Annotated in this window: 10 protein-coding genes; 6 read left to right on the top strand and 4 right to left on the bottom strand. The window is 42.1% G+C overall.

What is annotated here, in order from left to right; genetic code table 11:
• Positions 1–183: 183 nt before the first annotated feature.
• The 3 genes from NIES592_RS19260 to NIES592_RS19250 all read right to left on the bottom strand — a co-directional run bounded on the left by NIES592_RS19260 (position 184) and on the right by NIES592_RS19250 (position 8655).
• Positions 184–5835: a type I polyketide synthase gene (locus NIES592_RS19260; RefSeq protein ID WP_073556605.1), complete on the bottom strand. Its 5652-nt coding sequence runs from the start codon at positions 5833–5835 to the stop codon at positions 184–186.
• 277 nt (positions 5836–6112) lie between these two features.
• Entirely contained in the window at positions 6113–6391 is a 279-nt protein-coding gene (locus tag NIES592_RS19255) for a hypothetical protein (RefSeq protein WP_009756810.1), read from the bottom strand.
• 899 nt (positions 6392–7290) lie between these two features.
• Complete coding sequence (locus tag NIES592_RS19250; RefSeq protein WP_073556604.1) at positions 7291–8655, bottom strand: ParB/RepB/Spo0J family partition protein; 1365 nt, start codon at positions 8653–8655, stop codon at positions 7291–7293.
• A gap of 823 nt (positions 8656–9478) precedes the next feature.
• On the opposite strand from NIES592_RS19250, the gene NIES592_RS19245 reads away from it, so the two are divergent.
• The 6 genes from NIES592_RS19245 to NIES592_RS19220 all read left to right on the top strand — a co-directional run bounded on the left by NIES592_RS19245 (position 9479) and on the right by NIES592_RS19220 (position 16724).
• Entirely contained in the window at positions 9479–10678 is a 1200-nt protein-coding gene (locus NIES592_RS19245) for an ABC exporter membrane fusion protein (RefSeq protein ID WP_062248000.1), read from the top strand.
• A gap of 106 nt (positions 10679–10784) precedes the next feature.
• Entirely contained in the window at positions 10785–11963 is a 1179-nt protein-coding gene (gene devC, locus NIES592_RS19240) for an ABC transporter permease DevC (RefSeq protein WP_009756813.1), read from the top strand.
• A gap of 94 nt (positions 11964–12057) precedes the next feature.
• The gene (locus NIES592_RS19235) at positions 12058–13065 is read left to right on the top strand and encodes an NAD-dependent epimerase/dehydratase family protein (RefSeq protein WP_073556603.1); all 1008 of its coding nucleotides are present in this window, start codon (positions 12058–12060) and stop codon (positions 13063–13065) included.
• Between the two features lie 228 nt (positions 13066–13293).
• Entirely contained in the window at positions 13294–13764 is a 471-nt protein-coding gene (locus tag NIES592_RS19230; protein ID WP_062250679.1) for a DUF2141 domain-containing protein, read from the top strand.
• A gap of 182 nt (positions 13765–13946) precedes the next feature.
• Positions 13947–15176 carry a glycosyltransferase gene (locus NIES592_RS19225; protein WP_073556602.1) on the top strand — a complete coding sequence of 410 codons (1230 nt, stop codon included), beginning with the start codon at positions 13947–13949 and terminating at the stop codon, positions 15174–15176.
• A 279-nt stretch (positions 15177–15455) separates the two neighbouring features.
• The gene (locus tag NIES592_RS19220; RefSeq protein WP_062248006.1) at positions 15456–16724 is read left to right on the top strand and encodes a glycosyltransferase; all 1269 of its coding nucleotides are present in this window, start codon (positions 15456–15458) and stop codon (positions 16722–16724) included.
• Here the strand turns inward: NIES592_RS19220 and NIES592_RS19215 are convergent.
• Positions 16721–17887, bottom strand: coding sequence for a baeRF3 domain-containing protein (locus NIES592_RS19215; RefSeq protein WP_073556601.1), 1167 nt, complete (start codon positions 17885–17887; stop codon positions 16721–16723). The two genes, NIES592_RS19220 and NIES592_RS19215, sit on opposite strands and share 4 nt — an antisense overlap.
• Positions 17888–17916: the final 29 nt, after the last annotated feature.

Raw genomic sequence — 17916 nt, 5'->3', positions numbered from 1 at the left:
GTGGGGGAGTGGGGGAGTGTGAGGAGTGGGGGAGTGGGGGGAGTGTGAGGAGTAAAAGAAATATTTATCCTTGTAATTCTCATACCTCTCATACCCCTCACACCCCTCATACTCCTCATACCTCTCATACCCCACCCTACGGGAAACCACTTGCGTGTCTACACACCTCTCACACCCCATGTCTTATCTATCGGGTACGCTAACCAAAGTTACTCTTCCCTGGGAACCATAGGCTACTTCGGTAAGATAACGATTGGGATCGTGAAGTTCAGCAACGATGTGTTGTGCTGATGTTTCGGCGCTAAGATCAGGACTAAGGTCTATTGCCCGACAATATACTTTTGGCCATTCCCAAATCATGGTTTTGGTTAATCCAAATAAACCTGCACCAATCGCCCCGAAGTTAACTTTGTGTTCTACTCCAAAAGCCCCATCTAAACGTGCTACGGTACAGAAACAACTGCGTCCGTGATTAGCTGCTGCGTTGAGAGATTTTTTCAGGTGTTTGGCTATGAAGAAGACTTGCTTAATAATCGCTTTTTCTTCTGGGAAATAGGCAACACTACTATTATGGTTCGCCTGGAAGACGGGGTGAATGTGAATAAATGCGCCGACGTTACCGTAATGAGTAGCGATCGCTGCTAATTGTTGTTGTAGATGTTCCTCGGTTGCATCTTGTAAGGTAACACGATTCACACCAGCTGGTAAGGGCGATTTTTCGGGAACGAGGGATGGAGGTAAGTTTAATACTACTACTTTCCATCCCCGTTGACTCAGTAATTCTGCAACTTTGGTGGTGGTGAGGGAACCATCGTCGGTGATGAGGGCGATGTGTCCCTCTGGTATGGGGAATTCCCAAAAGTCGGGTGGAGGCAGAATTTGCAGCTTGGCTGGGCGACGTTGGACATTAGGTACTGACTCATCTAGCTGGTTAATAGATTCATGCTGCTGCTTTTTTTTTTCAGCCCCTGCTAGTTTCTGGAGGTACTCAACTATTTGACCGATGGTGCGTAGTTCTGCTAGTTCTTCCACATTACTCGGTTTCGGTAGATCGGGGTATTTTTCTTGTAACGCCCCCATAATTTCTACCCGTTTGATTGAGTCAATTCCCAAGTCTGCTTCCATATCCATGTCGAGTTCTAACATCTCGACTGGATAACCTGTTTTTTCGCTAGTAATAGCTAACAGAGTTTCAGCTAAGTTACTTAAGTCAACCTCTGCTACGGGAGTTGCTGTTTCCGTAACAGTGATGATTGGTTCGGCGGCGACTGCGACACTTTCGCTAACTGCGGTGGAGTCGTTGCTGAATTCAGGTACACCAGAGGAGAGGTCGGGTGTGGGGGAGTGGGAGGTGGGGAGGTGGGGGGCTAGGGGTCCCCACTTTGTGGGGTTGGGGGGCAATGGGGAACTCGGGGCCCCCACGACCGACAGGGAGTGGGGATTAGGGGCAGTGGGGGGAGTGGGAGGAGTGTGAGGGGTAGGGGAGGTAAAAATACTTTCTATGTAATCTCCCTTGTCCCCCTTGTCTCCCTTGTCCTCCACTAACGCGGGGGTAAAAACTAACGATTGTAGATACTGGACGATTTGACCGATGGTACGTAGTTCCGCCAGTTCTTCTACATTACTTGGCTTGGGTAGGTCGGGGTATTTTTCTTGCAACGCACCCATGATTTCTACTCGTTTGATTGAGTCAATTCCCAAGTCTGCTTCCATGTCCATATCGAGTTCTAGCATCTCGATGGGATAACCAGTTTTTTCGCTGGTGATGGCTAGCAGAGTTTGATCTAAATCAGATAGATCAATGGTTGGTGCTGGTGTTGCTGGTGGTGTGCTGACGGTCGGTGTCGCAGAGGTGGGGGATTGGGAGGTGGGGAGGTGGGGGGCTAGGGGTCCCCACTTTGTGGGGTTGGGGGGCAATGGGGAACTCGGGGCCCCCACGACCGACAGGGAGTGGGGATTAGGGGCAGTGGGGGGAGTGTGGGGAGTGTGGGGAGTGTGGGAAGATAGATAGGTGTTTTCTTGTGTTGTTTCGTTGACTGGTTTGACTTCTGTTACTTGTGTGAATTCTTTGATAATTTTAACTTCTTCTGGTGTCCCTATTTTCCCATTTGTAGAAATTACTGGTTGAGTAGTCGCACCTTCGTTGATGAGTTGGGAGTATTCTTGCTGAACGAGTTGAAAGAAGTTTTTGGTGTATTCTACCTGTTCTCTGAGATATTGTTCATGAATACGTAGGGTTTCACCTTGTTGGGCGTGAAATTGCATCATGCTACGGTCTAAGCTTTCGATGACGCTTGGTTTCAGCTTACCTGCATCTGCTGAATGTTTGCCGTTAGCAAGCAGGGAATTCTGCTGCTGCATCAGTTGGAAAAAGGTTTTGGCATATTCCATCTGATGGCTGAGATAGTGGGAATGAACTTGTAAATTTTCGCTTTGATTTTGTTGAAATTGTGTCAGGACGTATTCTAAGCTTTCTAAAACTCTTTGGTAATTTACAAGTTTGTCTGGGATTTCTGACTGCATGGGGGAGTGGGGAGCGGGGAACTCGGGAATGGGGAGATGGGGAGTGTGGGGAGTGTGTAGACGCGTAGCGGCTTCCCGTAAGGGTGGAGTGGGGGGGGTGGGGGAGGTAGGGATTAGAGATTGGGAATTACCGTTACCGTTACTTTTTATTTCTTTCCCTTTAACCATCTGAACTGTGTCTTTTACTGAGTGCGGTTGTTTGCTGTGTCCGTTAGTGCCGTTAGTTTGTGGTAATGCGATCGCAGGAGTGGGAACAGGAGTAGAATTTACAATTATGGTTGTTTCACTGGGTTGCAATTTCACTGTTTGCCCATTCTGCAATGCTTGCTCAAATGCCATTTTCGTTTTGTCTGATACATAGTTACTACCGCATAATTTAACGTTCAAACTTTTGTTTTTCGGTGGTTCGGTAATTACTGGTGGTAGTTGGTAGGGATCGAGGTTTTTCAGTGACATACCCGCAACACGCAGTTGTACGGCGGCTTCGCGCAAAGAACGATCGCTGTTCTTTTGGGCGCTGGGGTTGAGTGCGATCGCCATATGGGGGCGATCGCCTAAGATATCTTTGATTAAGTTGGTAAGAATATTTCTTGGCCCAAATTCCACGAAGCAGTAACCCCCAGCTGCGTAGATATTTTCGATCTCCTGCTTAAATAGTACGGAGTTAGAGAGGTGGGTTTCGAGAGTTTTTTGAATTAATGCAGGTTCTTTGGGATATTCCTTACCTGTAACGTTGGTGTAAACAGGGATTTGGGGAATTTGGAAGGTAACATTTTTAATGGCGATCGCAAAAGATTTTTGCGCAAAGGCAATTAGCGGTGTATGGAAAGCTGCGGATACTGGTAGGGAAACGGCTGCATATCCTTGTTTGTGTAATGCATCCTTTACTTGGGTAATGGCATTGGTCGGACCTGCTAAGACGACTTGGCGGGGTGAATTAAAGTTAGCGATCGCCACCTGGGGATAATTCCTCAGTACTGCTTCTACCTTACTCAGGTCTTCTTTGACCGCCAGCATCGCTCCTGTATCATAATTCGGATCTTGGGGCGCTGCCATTGCCTGTCCCCGTGCTTTCACGAGCAAACAGTAATCTGTATCACTCAACACTCCTGCTGCCCACAAGGCTGTCAGTTCACCAAAACTATGTCCAGCGACGAAATCTGCCTTAAATCCAGATTGTTGCAGGATTTTATACATCCCTGCACTCAACATCCCGATGGCAGGTTGAGCGTATTGTGTCTTTTGTAATGCCGCAACTTGGGCATTCTTTTCTGTGTCTTCAAATACGGGATGGGGAAAAACGATCTCAGATAGTGGCTGTAAGTTATCTTTGCGTAACAAGCTATCCATATAGCCATAGAGATTCCGCATTTCCGGGAAATTCATGACTAATTCCCGACCCATATTTAAGTATTGCGAACCCTGCCCGGAAAATAAAGCTACTACTTTTCCGGCTAATTCCATACCAGAAGCGCGGTAGTAAACACCTTGGGGATGTTCCCAGGATGTCGCAGTCGGTTTGTTTTTGAGCCAGTCAATACTAATTTGCAGTAACTTGCAAGCTTCAGCACTATTCTCAGCTACAAAACCAACCCTAGCAGCACCTTGGGGAATTTCTTTGGTTTTGCAAGCTTCCACTAATTCGACATAATTCTTATTACCCGCCTCAGACTGCAATTGAGCTAAAGTTTCCTGACAACTGCTTAATAACTCTGCTGGAGTTTGAGCAAATAGTACTATTTCGCTAGGAGCAGCGTGCAAGCGGTAAGCTTGGTTGTGTTCACCTTCGTATTCTTCCAAGACGACATGGTAGTTTGTACCACCAAAGCCAAAGGAACTGACACCCGCCCGTCTTGGCGCTTCCCCTTCTGAGCGAATCCAAGGTCTTGTTTCCGTGTTCAAATAGAAGGGGGAATTCTTGATGTTAAGTTTGGGGTTGGGTTCAGTGACATTAATTGTGGCTGGTAGGATCTTGTGGTGGAGTGCCAAAGCTGTTTTGATTAAACTCGCCGCACCAGCCGCCGCTTTTGTATGCCCAATTTGGGATTTGACTGTACCAAGGGCGATGTGATGTCTTTTAGAGTTGTTTTCGGTGAAAAATTCTCGTAAAGAGCCAAATTCGGTTGGGTCACCCGCCATAGTCCCTGTACCGTGGGCTTCAATTAAACCGACAGTTTCTGGCGGAAACCCTGCATCTTCATAAGCACGACGCAATGCTTGTACTTGCCCTTCCTGGCGAGGAGCGTAAATACTTTTATAGCGTCCATCGCTGGATGTACCAATGCCCTTGATGACTGCATAGATTTTATCGTTGTCTCGGACTGCATCTTCTAAGCGTTTGAGAACAACTATACCGATACCTTCACCCAACATCATGCCATCGGATTGAGCATCGAAAGGTCTCACCGTCCCACTGGGAGTCACTGCTGGGGTTTTGCTAAAACTGATATAAGCTGTGATTGAGTTATCAGTGTCAACACCGCCAGTCAGCATCATGTCACAGCGATGCTCAACTAACTCGCTAATTGCCATTTTCAAGGCTGCAAAGGAACTAGCACAAGCAGCGTCAACTGTACAATTTATCCCACCTAAATTCAAACGGTTGGCAATACGTCCGGAAATGACGTTCGCTAACATACCGGGGAAAGCATTTTCATCCCACTTGACGTAAGCACTTTTGATTTTCTCAATGATTTTTTGGGTATCTTCATCAGACAAGCCACTGCTTTTGAGGGCTTTTTTCCAAATTGGATATTGTAGACGGGCAGAAAGAGGAATTCCTAATTTGAGGGCTGCTGATCCTAAGATGACACCGACAGTTTCGCGATTAAATTCCCGGCTTTCGCCGTAGCCAGCATCTTCCATTGCTTGTTTGGCAACTAGCAAGCTCAATAGTTGCGAAACATCTGTAACTTCCAAGATATTTGGCGGAATCCCAAAATCCATTGGGTTAAAATCAACATGGGGGAGAAATCCGCCTCTTTTGCAGTAGGTTTTGTCTTCTGGTGTTCTGGGGTTTGGGTCGTAGTAATCTTCCACACTCCAGTGTGTGGGTGGAATGTCGGTTATACAGTCCAATTTATTAACAATATTTTGCCAATATTCCCGCAAGTTTTTAGCTTGGGGAAACAAAGAAGCCATACCAATAATAGCAATAGGATTATACTGCAATTTTCTGTTCATTTTTTCGATTCCCATAGAATTATCCGACATCCTTTTTTTGACCTCAACAAACCTCGTCACTGCTTTTTCGCAATTGTTTATCTGTTCTTCCAATTGCGCTAAGGCAATCTCAATTGAATGAGCAGACATAGAAGATAGATTAATTTTTGGTAATGTGGATGATAGAACTGCTACTATTTCTGTAGCGAATTAATGCAGCAGTTATCCTATGCACAAAAGCTAAATACTTGTACGGACATCAGCACCCAATAGCAAATGTCACCCTGAGAATTTTGGATTTTGGATTTTGGATTTTGGATTAATAGTTTTCGGAACATCAATTCTAAAATCGCAAATCTAAAATCTCAAATCAGTTCGTTAAATGAAAATAATTTTGCTTGTGTCTGTTGCAATTAGATCAAAAATATTACACAACGCTCGACTCCTGAGATTGTGGTAATAAATCGATGACGTTGTTGTAACTAGTAAAGTAGTCTTGTAGCGCGTTAGCAGCCTGACCTGTGAACTCTATCCATTCATAATTATGGAGATTGGGGGAGATGCTCTCACACTGGAATAGTGGAAACTTCGGAGTAACTATGAGCACAGAAACGCTTTTTACTTCTGAGCTAGTTTGATTATCTAGCTTAACTGCGGCAATGTAATTTGTGTTAATAATAATGTTCTGAATCTTGATGAATGCCATAGCAGTTTCGACTTCCAAGATAATATATTCTATGAATTTAGTCAAACATTATTTGACAAATTTGTTACAGAAAAACACCTCTTTTCATCTGAATTAATAAGCCATTTGTACAAATGATTGAACTAAGTAGAAGGCAGTATCTCTGAAACAAGTTTCACCGCCAGGCATGAACAAAAACCTCACCTCCAGCCCCTCTGCTTAGCAAGGAGAGGGTTGTCCAATAAGCGGGTTGAGGTTACTTTTAAGTCAAAATACAGAAGAAAAAAGCTGCTTGTTGATTTGATTTCAATAGTTGGCATTTTACGTTTAATTATGTCCACTTACTGAATCATTAATGATGGCATTGAAGCTTTTTTTAGTGTTAGTTGTTTACTCTCAATAAATTAATTATTAACTCACTAATAAGCTTTATTGCCTAAAAGAATGACAATTAATACCAAGATTAGCATAAGCAGCATAAACTGGATTGTTCGTAGAAGGCAATTTTGCAAAAAATCTCATCTAAATTTGAAAATTTCTCAAAAAGTAACATTTATTACTATTGAAGAAACGAGGGAAGTAGAAAGCTGTTATGAGTTATTTATAAATTTCCTGAATAACTATTGGTTTGGGAATTAAATTAACAAGGTTATTAATTAATTTTTGTAGGTGATGAATATCAGTATATTTTTCATGACAAGCCGATGATTCAGCTAGACATGATGCTGTTTTTTTAATAAAAATCAACTAGACATATTAAGAGGTTATTTAAGTCAATATTTATTTACATTATTGGGATTGGTTAGTTGTTGGTTGGTTGTTGTAGAGACGTGGCATGGCACGTCTGTACAGTGATTAGTAGTTATTGCGTCACTACTCCTCACACTCCCCACTCACTGCACCCGCCTTCCCCACCGCCCCTAATCCCCAGAGGGGACCCCGAGTCCCCCACCTCTACTGGCTTTTTTCCCAGTCCACTTTTCCCAACGGATAATTTCGCGACTGACTAATTCTGGGTTTTGATCTCCGATAAAACAGATACGCCCCATCCTTTCACAGGCGTTTAGAATTTCACCATTGCCCATAAATGGCGCAATGACAAATTGATCTTTGTGACTTGTATAAAGATTGATGAGGTAATTGATTATTCCCTCTATACCTTCAATATGAATTGGTGTTTGTGGCTTAGATATTGATTGATGAGAAAAGATGCCAATATACATGTTACTAATGATCAATTCATACTGATATGGCATTCGAGTTTGGCTGCAAAACTCATAAATGTTATCTTGGGAACGTACTACTGCGACTATTCTTGCCTCATCGACCAAGTAATCATGGTTCCAAGTATGTGATAGAGTAGCGATCGCTAAAGCTGCATTTGAGGGTAAAAGTTGTCTAAAACTTTGACTACTGGTATCGCCACAATAAACTAAATGTCTACCCAGTATTAATTCATCACCAACTTTTACTTGTGCTTCTTTGAGAATAATGTTTGCTTTGTGATCTATCTGTTGTACCCGATTGGCTACTTTTTTCACAGCTGACTTCGCTTGTTTTTGGGCGATCGCACTTTTGAAAGCTAATAATTGTAACTCTTTTTGCTTGGCTCGTGCTTGCGCTGCTAATTGTGCTTGTCGTTCGGCTTCTTGTTCTTCTCCCTTGGCTTTGGCTAATAGTGCAGCTTCTTCCGCTTTTTCTGCTAAGGTACGTTCAGCAGTGGCAGTTCTGGCTATTTCTAGTTGTGCTGTAGTACTTTTAGCTAATGGTGTGTCTTTAATAAGCTGTTTTACATCCGGATGAATCGCCTTAGCGATTTGTAAACCTTGCTGCAAAGTACGTTCAGAGAAACCTGTTTGTTTTGCAATGTCCCGGGTAGTTTTGGCTGGTGGTGAAATGGTTGCACTACCTTTGAGAGTATATTGATTATCTCCTGGTTTCGCCCTCAGTCCCATACGTTGGAGAATCTGTTCCCGTTCTAACCACAACTCATTACGTTCTAAAGGTTCTAGCTCATTGCGAATCAAATTTTCGTCTATTTCCGCTAGACGAGATTGCTCAGCATCTTCATAACTAACAACATTGCACTCAATTTCCTCTAAACCCAGCATCTGGCACGCCGTCAAACGGTGCAGCCCAGCAATCAAGTTATGATTTTGATCTACTGTGATTGGGTTTAAAAGCCCATTTGCCTGAATCGATTCTTTTAAATCCTTAACTTTTTCGCCATTTAATGGACGACGATTCACACCAATTTTGATTTTTTCTATAGGTATCTTAGGCATAATTGCTATTTTTCTATGTCGTCAATGAGAACACCCGCAAGACGATAAACCCGATCTTATTCCACCAGTGTGATTAAAAACATGAATTTTGTGAGAACTGTGATGAGGATGTCTTATGATTCATGGATCTTCGATTTTGGATTGATTCCACAGATAAATTTGGGGGTTGTACCCTTCTTCTTACGACCTTATTGAAGCCAGTGATTCTAAAAAAGTTCCCTATGGCGACTTTTAGTTGATAAAGAAAACTGATAATGAAACGTGACGAGTGTGAGGAGTGTGTAGACGGGCTTTGCGCGGCTTCACGTAGGGTGGAGTGCGGGGAGTGTGCGGAGAGTAACATAGTAACTAATTCCCCTTGTCCTCCTTGTCTGCCTTATCCGATTTCTAATCCCAAATTAACAGCTTGACAAAATCAAACTTTTTTGCCATATTGGAAAGCGAGTTTTTTGATGCTTATATCATTGTCGCTTCGTTTTAGTCTCGATTTCTATTTGGACTTAAAGTTTTTTAGTTTAGTTCTGTATTGTTCAGGGGTTACTTTACCTGCTTTCTACCAAGAGTAAAATTGAGAAAATTTTGGTGCAAAGCTGCTGTTGATTGTGCGAACAATTACATTTATACCAAAACAGTATTTTTGTATTGTTGGGTTTCTGAATTAATTCAGTGAGCAGTGATCAATAACTAATAACTGATATTTCTCCCAGTCATTGTTAGTCTTTTTGATTAGTTGTTAGTTATTTGTAAAAACCATCAACAACCACGATCAACAGCCAACGATCAACAGCCAACGATCAACAATTAACTATCAACCAACAAAAATATGACAGCAGACAAGAAAAACTTGTTCTTCGCAAAACCTGTAACTAGGTGGGGAATTTTTTTGGCGGTTTCTATTGCTTTTGCTACTGGCTTGGTGTCTTTCTTTAGTTTGTTGTTACTTCGCTCTCAGGTTCAAACAGAACCAAAAAAGCTTGCCAAGGCTGCACCTGCAAGAGTTGCGGTGACTGCTTTAGGGCGGATAGTACCTGATGGCGAAATCACTCAGCTGTCTGCTCCGAGTTCATTAACTGGTGTACGAGTAGAAAAACTCTTAGTAAAAGAAGGAGACCAAGTAAAAGCAGGTCAAGTAGTAGCCTTGCTGGAAGGATATACACGTACTCTTGTAGCTGTACAACAAGCTTTAGACAATGTCACGGTTGCTCAAGCTAAATTAGCACAGGTCAAAGCAGGGGCAAAGAGTGGTGATATAGAAGCCCAAAAAGCAGCGATCGCTCGAATAGAATGGCAATTACAAGGAGAAGTAAACACCCAGCAAGCAGCTATAGCTAGTCTCCAAGCCCAAGTACAAAATGCTGAAACCGAAAACAACCGCTATCAACAACTATATAGAGAAGGTGCGATTTCCGCATCTACAGCAGAGAGCAAAGCTTTACAACTCAAGACCTTGCAACAACAGCTTGCTGAAAGTAAAGCAGCCCTAGCCCGCACTGTTGATACTCTCCAAGAACAACTCAGAGAGTCTAAAGCCAGACTAGGAAGTATAAAAGAGGTGCGTCCCACAGATGTGCGCCTAGCAGAAGCCGAACTCAAGAGTGCAATGTCTGCTGTGAAACAAGCACAAGCCCAACATGAACTAACTTACGTAAAATCTCCTGTAAGTGGTAAAGTTTTGAAAACTCACGCCAAATCAGGAGAAGTAGTCGCCACTAACGGTATTGTAGAGATAGGTAAAACTTCTCAAATGTGCGCGATCGCAGAAGTTTACCAAACAGATATTCAGAAAGTACGTATAGGTCAAAAAGCGACCATTACCAGCACCGCCTTCCCTGGTAGAAAATTGCAAGGAACCGTCAGCGAAATCGGTTTACTCGTTGACAGACAAAATATCTTAAGTATTAATCCAGGTGCAGATACAGACCGCAGAGTCGTGCAAGTAAAAATCCGCATCGATAACCCAGCAGATAGTCAACTAGTCTCTGGTTTAACCAATTTACAGGTAGATGTGGCTATTAAAATTTAGCTACTCCCAGCAGTTAAATCACCCACAAAACAAAGTAGTCAAGCTGGTTTTTTACCACTAACCACTAACCACTAACTACCAATTACCAATTACCAATTACCAAATCATGGTGTTTAAAATTCCTCTGGCATGGTTGCAACTAGTCAGAAACAGAATTCGTTCTCTAGTAGCTGTGGCTGGCATTGGTTTTATTGTGATTTTGATGTTTATGCAACTTGGATTTCAAGATGCTCTTTACTCCAGCGCTACCCAAGTGCATCGTAATCTCCAAGGCGATTTATTTTTAGTCAGTTCTCAATATAAATCTTTGACAGCAATCCAAAGCTTTTTTCGGACTAGATTATATCAAGCTTTGGGGTTTGATGGTGTAGAGTCAGTTAGCCCCATATATTTGGGATTTGCTAAATTTAAAAACCCCGAAAATGGTGAGAAATATTCAATTTATGTGATTGGTTTTGAACCAGGAAGACCAATCATGAACATGCCAGAGGTTGAAAAGAACATAGATAAAATTAAAGTGCCTGACGTTGTACTTTTTGATCGTAATTCCCGCCCAGAATTTGGGCCAGTTGCCCAGAAATTTATTCAGGAAAATGCCGAACAGATACTAGAAATATTTCCCTTTGATTCATTGAGAGGTTATAGAGTTAGAGTTGGTGGCTTATTCGGTTTAGGCCCATCCTTCGGTGTGGATGGAAACTTGATAGTCAGTGACACAACTTTTTTGAGGATATTTCCTAACAGCCGTCCCTCAGAAATGATTGATGTAGGCGTGATTTCACTGCAACCAGGTGCTAATCCCCAAAAGGTAAAAGCAGAATTGCAAAGTAATTTACCTGACGACGTGAAACTTTTTACTCACCAAGAGTTTATTGATTTTGAGAAAGAATATTGGGCGACAAGAACACCAATTGGTTTCATTCTTAATCTTATGCTTTCAATGGCTTCAGTTGTTGGTATTGTGATTGTTTATCAAATTCTTTACAGTAATATCTCCACTCAACTCGTCGCTTATGCAACCTTAAAAGCCATCGGCTATGAAAATAATTACTTATTGAATGTTGTATTTCAACAAGCTTTCATATTATCAGTACTGGGTTATATTCCAGGGTTTTTTATCTCCATCTTCTTATATGATTTTGCTATGGAAGCAACTAAACTACCCATTATGATGAGTACTCAAAATGCAGTAATTGTTTTCATCTCAACAATATTAATGTGTATGACATCTGGTGCATTAGCGATCAACAAACTCCGCTCCACAGACCCAGCAGATATTTTTTAATTAGTTGTTAGTTCATGGTTGCTTGTTGTTTGGATAAAAACAATCAACAATCAACAACCAACAATCAAAAACCAACAATCAACACAGGATTAACATGGATCTCAAGCATCAAGCTATCCTCATCACTGGAATTGGCGAATTTATTGGTTTGCGTACTGCTCAATTAGCGATCGCCAAAGAAATGAAAGTCTGTGGAATGCAAAGTTCCGCAGATAAAGCTAAAAAAGCACAGAATTTAGGTGCCAAAGTCATCATTGGTAATATCACCGATTCTGCTAGTGCTGAATTAGCTTGCCAGGGAGTAGATATAGTTGTACACACAGACGAAATTGCCAAAGAAGGTGGTTCACTAGAAGAATTTCGCAAAATCAATGTTGATGGTACTATCAACATAGCTAAAGCAGCTAAAAGTGCTGGTGTCAAAACCTTTGTTTATATCTCCAGTGCATTAGTTTATGGGTTTAATTATCCGAAAAACATCACAGAAGAAGGACCACTATCAGGCGACAATAATCCTTATTGTCAGACAAAAATAGAAGCTGAAAAAGCACTTTTGCAACTGAATAATCCACCCGATTTTGGCACCATTATTCTGAGAGCAGGTGATGTTTACGGTCCAGGTAGTATTCCTTGGATAGTCCGACCATTAATAATGATGCGGCAAAAATTATTTGCCTATGCTGGTGATGGCATGGGAATCATCAATCATGTATATATTGATAACCTAGTTACAGCCATATTTTTAGCAATTGAAAAAGAAGCCCACGGCGAAACTTTCAACATCACCGACGGACAAGAAACCACTTGGAAGGAATATTTTACTTGCTTGGCAGAAATGGCAGGTTTACCAGCACCTTTTTCACTACCAAAAGACGAACTTAAACTATTTCTGAAGCTACGCTATCAGGGACAAAAACTCTTTCGGAAGCAAGCCGATATCTTACCAGAAGCCGTAGATTTTATGACTCGTCCCTATGCTTATTCAATCGAAAAAGCGCGCAAAACATTAAGCTATGAACCAAAAATTAACTTAGAAGAAGGAATGCGCTTAACCCAAGAATGGCTGAAAAAGACAGACCTCAAGAAAATGGTTAATAGTTAGTAATTGTTAGTTAGTAGTTAATGGTTGGTTATTAGTCATTTGGCGTTGCTGAATTTGGTCATGAATTGTGTTTGTCTACATTTTGTAGAGACGTAGCAATCCTACGTCTGGTCACACCCGTAAATTGTAAATTCATATTTTGATTCAGCAACGCCTTATTTTTTCATATCTGCTAACCACTATCCACTAACAGTCATTACGAACAATATATTTATCATGGCACACACAATGTTAGCTAAAGCCTCTAATGTTTTGGCATGTTTACTTCCGAGTTTAGTCAGTATTGGTCTATCTAATACAGTACAAGCAGAACCTACAACTACACTGACTGTAGTAGTAAATGGTATCAAACACCAACAAGGTCAGATTTGCCTGAAAGTATATGCAAGTGAAAAAGGATTTCCTCTTGATGAAACTAGCGGAGTACAAAGTGGCTGTACAAAAATCACAGGAAGTTCTGTTAAAAAACAATTTTTTGGTTTGAAACCAGGAAATTATGCAGTTGCTGTAGTTGATGATCAAAATGGAGATTACAAACTCAACCGAGATTTTCTAGGCATTCCCCAGGAAGGTTTTGGAGTTTCCAATAATCCAACTATATCAGTCATAACCGGTACACCAAAATTTAATAAGGCGAGTTTTCCATTGCAGAAAAATACAACTATTAACATCGAAATGAAGTATGGACTAGATCCATAAAATATTTGTTGTTAGTTAGTGGTTAGTAGTTAGTAGTAATTCCTGGACTCCTCACACCCCCCCACTCCTCACACTCCCCACACCCCCCCACTCCTCACACTCCTCACACCCCCCCACTCCTCACACTCCCCACACCCCCCCACTCCTCACAAATGAAAGAATTGGCGATATCTCTGTCTAGAATGTTGCTAAGTTGGCTGGTCATTCAAACATTGGTTGCACTAGCTTTTTTATGGACATTAAAAACCCATCGCAGAAATTCCTTGCCAGATGAACAACTCCCCAAAACAGCTGTTATTCTTTGTTTGCGGGGAAGTGATCCGTTTCTACCCAATTGTTTAGAATCGCTGCTACAACAAAATTATCCAAGATATGATTTAAAGATAATTATTGATAACCCTGAAGATCCAGCTTGGAAAATTGCCAGCGAAACGATAGCTGCACTAGGTGCAACCAACGTCCAAATTAGCCCTTTGAGTATCAGACGATATAACTGTAGTCTCAAATGCAGTTCTATAGTGCAAGCTGTTTCAGAATTGGATGAATCCTACAAAGTAGTTGCATTAGTAGATGCTGATGCAGTGGTTCATCCTAGCTGGTTACGCGAATTAGTCAGTCCTCTGGCTGATCCAACAGTGGGAGCAACTACTGGTAACCGTTGGTACCTACCCACAGGTAAATACTGGGGTTCACTGGTACGGTATTTCTGGAACTCCTCTGCTGTGGTACAAATGAGTCTCTACCGCATTCCTTGGGGGGGTAGTTTAGCACTGAAAACTGATGTAATTTACGAAACCGAACTACTAGAAAGGTGGGCAAGATCCTATGCCGACGATACTATAATCCCCAAAGTTCTGGCAAATTATGGATTTCAGCTGAAGTTTGTACCATCTTTGTTGATTCTCAATTGTGAAGAATGCAACTTACCAAGACTATTTGACTGGATGAAACGTCAGATGTTATCGTCGCGCCTGTACCATCCCCAGTGGTGGGCGGTAATTGCTGACGCATTGCAAACAGTTCTACTGCCAAATCTACTGTTGGTGTTGTCTATAGCTGCATTATGGACGCAACAATGGGATACTGCAACTCTAGCTTTTGCTAGCTATGGTGGCTACATAGTAGCATTGCTGTTGTTGGCGATCGCTCTTGAAATTGGCGCAAAACCCATAATTCAACACAACGCCAAGGTCAAAACCAAACTATCACCAGCCAAGATCATCAGAATGCTATTTGGCATACCTCTAACACACTGGTTTTATGGGTTGGCATTATTATTATCTTTTTGGATGCCAAAAGTTACCTGGCGCGGCGTCACCTACCAAATTAAAGGGCCTTGGCACATCCGCCTCATCCAATACCGCCCCTATCAAAAATTAGATCAACCCATTGATAGAAAAGTATCTCTTTGAACATCTAACTGGTTAGTGGTTAGTGGTTAGTTGTTAGTGGTTAGTGGTTAGTTGTTACCTATTCTTTAAACTATTTACTCCCCACCTCCCCATCACCCCATTGCCCCCCAACCCCACAAAGTGGGGACCCCTAGCCCCCCATCACCCCACCTCCCCATTACCCTTCGGGTTCGCTACTTTACCATCTCGGCATAAGCCAAGACGGCAAGTAGTCTCACCAATTACCCATTACCGACCTCAACGAATAATACAAGTGTTCAAGCGGACATGATATTAACTATGAAAAAACAACCTCTTCGCATTGCACTCATTACAGGATTGTATGCGCCATTTTTGACAGGGGTTTCCATCGCTGTACACCAACGGGTGCGCTGGTTACTACAACAAGGACACGAAGTATTTCTTATCCACCCAGAAATCAACGACCAGTATCCCGAAGAGGTTGGTAGTCGTCCGATGGCGGGACTCAAAGAACTCCAATCTTTCCCCAAATTTTCTTCCTATGCATTTCCCACCCAACCACTGATATTTTATAAATCTCTTCCCCAACCATTACATTATCGCCATTGGAGCGATACCAAATTATTGGGGAATTTTAAACCAGACATCGTGGTAGTTGAAGAAGCACCACAAATGCGAGGATTTTACTCACTTTATTTACAAGGTTACGGTCGCCCTGTAGGTATTGAATACGCTAAAAAAACTGGCACACCCATCATATCCCTATTCCATACCGATATCGTTGCTTACATCCGCTATTACATGGGTAATCAGTTTTTTAGTTTTATTCGTCCCATGTTACCGATGTTAATCAAGCAATTCAGCGAAGCTTACGACTATAATTTTTTTTCTTCCCGGGAACAGCTTGAGAAATACAAAAGCTTGAAATCCCAACGCAGCGAATATCTACCCTATCAAGGTATAGATTGCCAGAAATTTAATCCTGCCAATATCAGCTACAATCCCATCCCCGACGACCATCGTCCCACTCTTTTGTTCGTTGGACGTATAGCCCCTGAAAAGAGTGTGATTCAACTTCTAGATATATACCCAATCATTGCTGCTAAGATACCTGATGCCCATCTAGTTATCGTCGGTAGTGGTCCCCAACAAGAAGAAATCCGTCAACGTGCAACCAAATTTGGCAAAGGTGTCACCGTCTGGGGAGAATCCCATGGTACAGAACTATTAGGATGGTATGCACGAGCCGATGTTTTTGTCAATCCTTCAGCTACCGAAAACTTCTGCACCTCCACCAACGAAGCCTTAGCCTCGGGAACTCCCGTAGTTGCAGTCAAAGCACCCTCAACCTCAGAACAAGTAGTCCCTGGGCGCAACGGCTTTTTAGCTCAACCAAATAATCCTGGGGATTTTGCCAACAAGGTAATTAGAATTTTAGAAAATCCTCAACTCAAAGAAGAAATGTCCCTCCATGCTCGTTTTTCGGTTCTCGAATATGATTGGTCTGTATGTATGCAAAAGTTTGAACAGAAACTTTATCAAATAGTAGAAAAATCAAGCAATTTAGCAGCAACACCTATTATCTAATAGCGAAATACCGCAGCTAATGGTGTATTGTCTGGCATATCTGCCGACTCAACTGCATACACGGTGCCACCGTTCAAGATAGTCTGAGTTGCAGCCAAATCTAGTAAATCCTCGTCGTTGAGTTCTGCATGCGGATGCACTTCAACCGTTTGAGTATCTGGATAAAAAGTACCCCACAATTGCCGATCAACGGCAACAATTAACTTATCAACTCGTCCCTGATAAGCTGCTGGAATAGTCTCCCTAATTTGGCTGGAAGCTTTTCCCGTTCCCAGCAGTTCTTTGTATTGATTCATTGCTTCTTGTTGTGACTGTAAAAATAATGGTTCTACTATTTCCCAGGCTTGGGCGTGTAATTCTTCTGGTGCCAGCAGTTTTGGGTTGCCTATTATACTAGCATCCAGGAGATAAGCATAAGTATTGGCTTGTCGGTAAATTGGTAAAAGATATTCCACCCCAGCCAGTACCAAAGGGGCGTGTTCTTCTTTTAAGAACTCTCGCAACGCCTGATTGACACGATGGAAGTATTGGCTGAGATTCTCTTTTTCATCCTCATCACCAGCACCATGACCGTGAAATACCGTGACCCCACCAGGAACAGCACTTCGTCCACCTGTTGCCCCTGGAGTACCTATATGGGAAGGGGTTTGACGTTCTGGCTCTTCAAACCGTAGTACTTCTGCTAAACTTGGCAATACGCCAGTTAAATCAATTTCCTCAATATGATAACGAGTGCCTTTTAATAGCCTAATTACATCATGACTGAGAGCCAGAATATAGAAGTGTCCATCGCCATGAAAGAGAGGAAATAGGGGTTTGAGGTAAAAATGGTTACTAACAATCACTAATTCTGCAAAATCTAAAGGTAAAGAGTAATACTGCAAAAAGTCCTGGGAGCGGAAGATGGCTAAACCATAACTCTGATGTTGCCAAAATTCATTATGATTTAGCGCTCTCACTGGTTCTAGTAAGTTTTTTGCATCTTCAGAGCGACAACCATGCTCTATCAGGAGTTCTTCTGCTTTTCTGATTAAATTCCGAAAGCGGATGGGATTTTGTTGAGTCTCTGCTCCTGCATGGTAAGTTGGTAAAAAAATTGATACACATACTTCTCTAGGTCGTTTCGCTAGTGTTTCGAGCTGTGCAATGGAAATTAATTTCATTTGTTTGCCTCCTGTGTTTACAGGCGTTT

This window comes from Fischerella major NIES-592 (assembly GCF_001904645.1).
In the GTDB taxonomy this organism is placed as follows: Bacteria; Cyanobacteriota; Cyanobacteriia; order Cyanobacteriales; family Nostocaceae; genus Fischerella; species Fischerella thermalis.
Note: the sequence above shows the minus strand (reverse complement) of the source record. Positions and strands in the feature narration are given on the sequence as shown.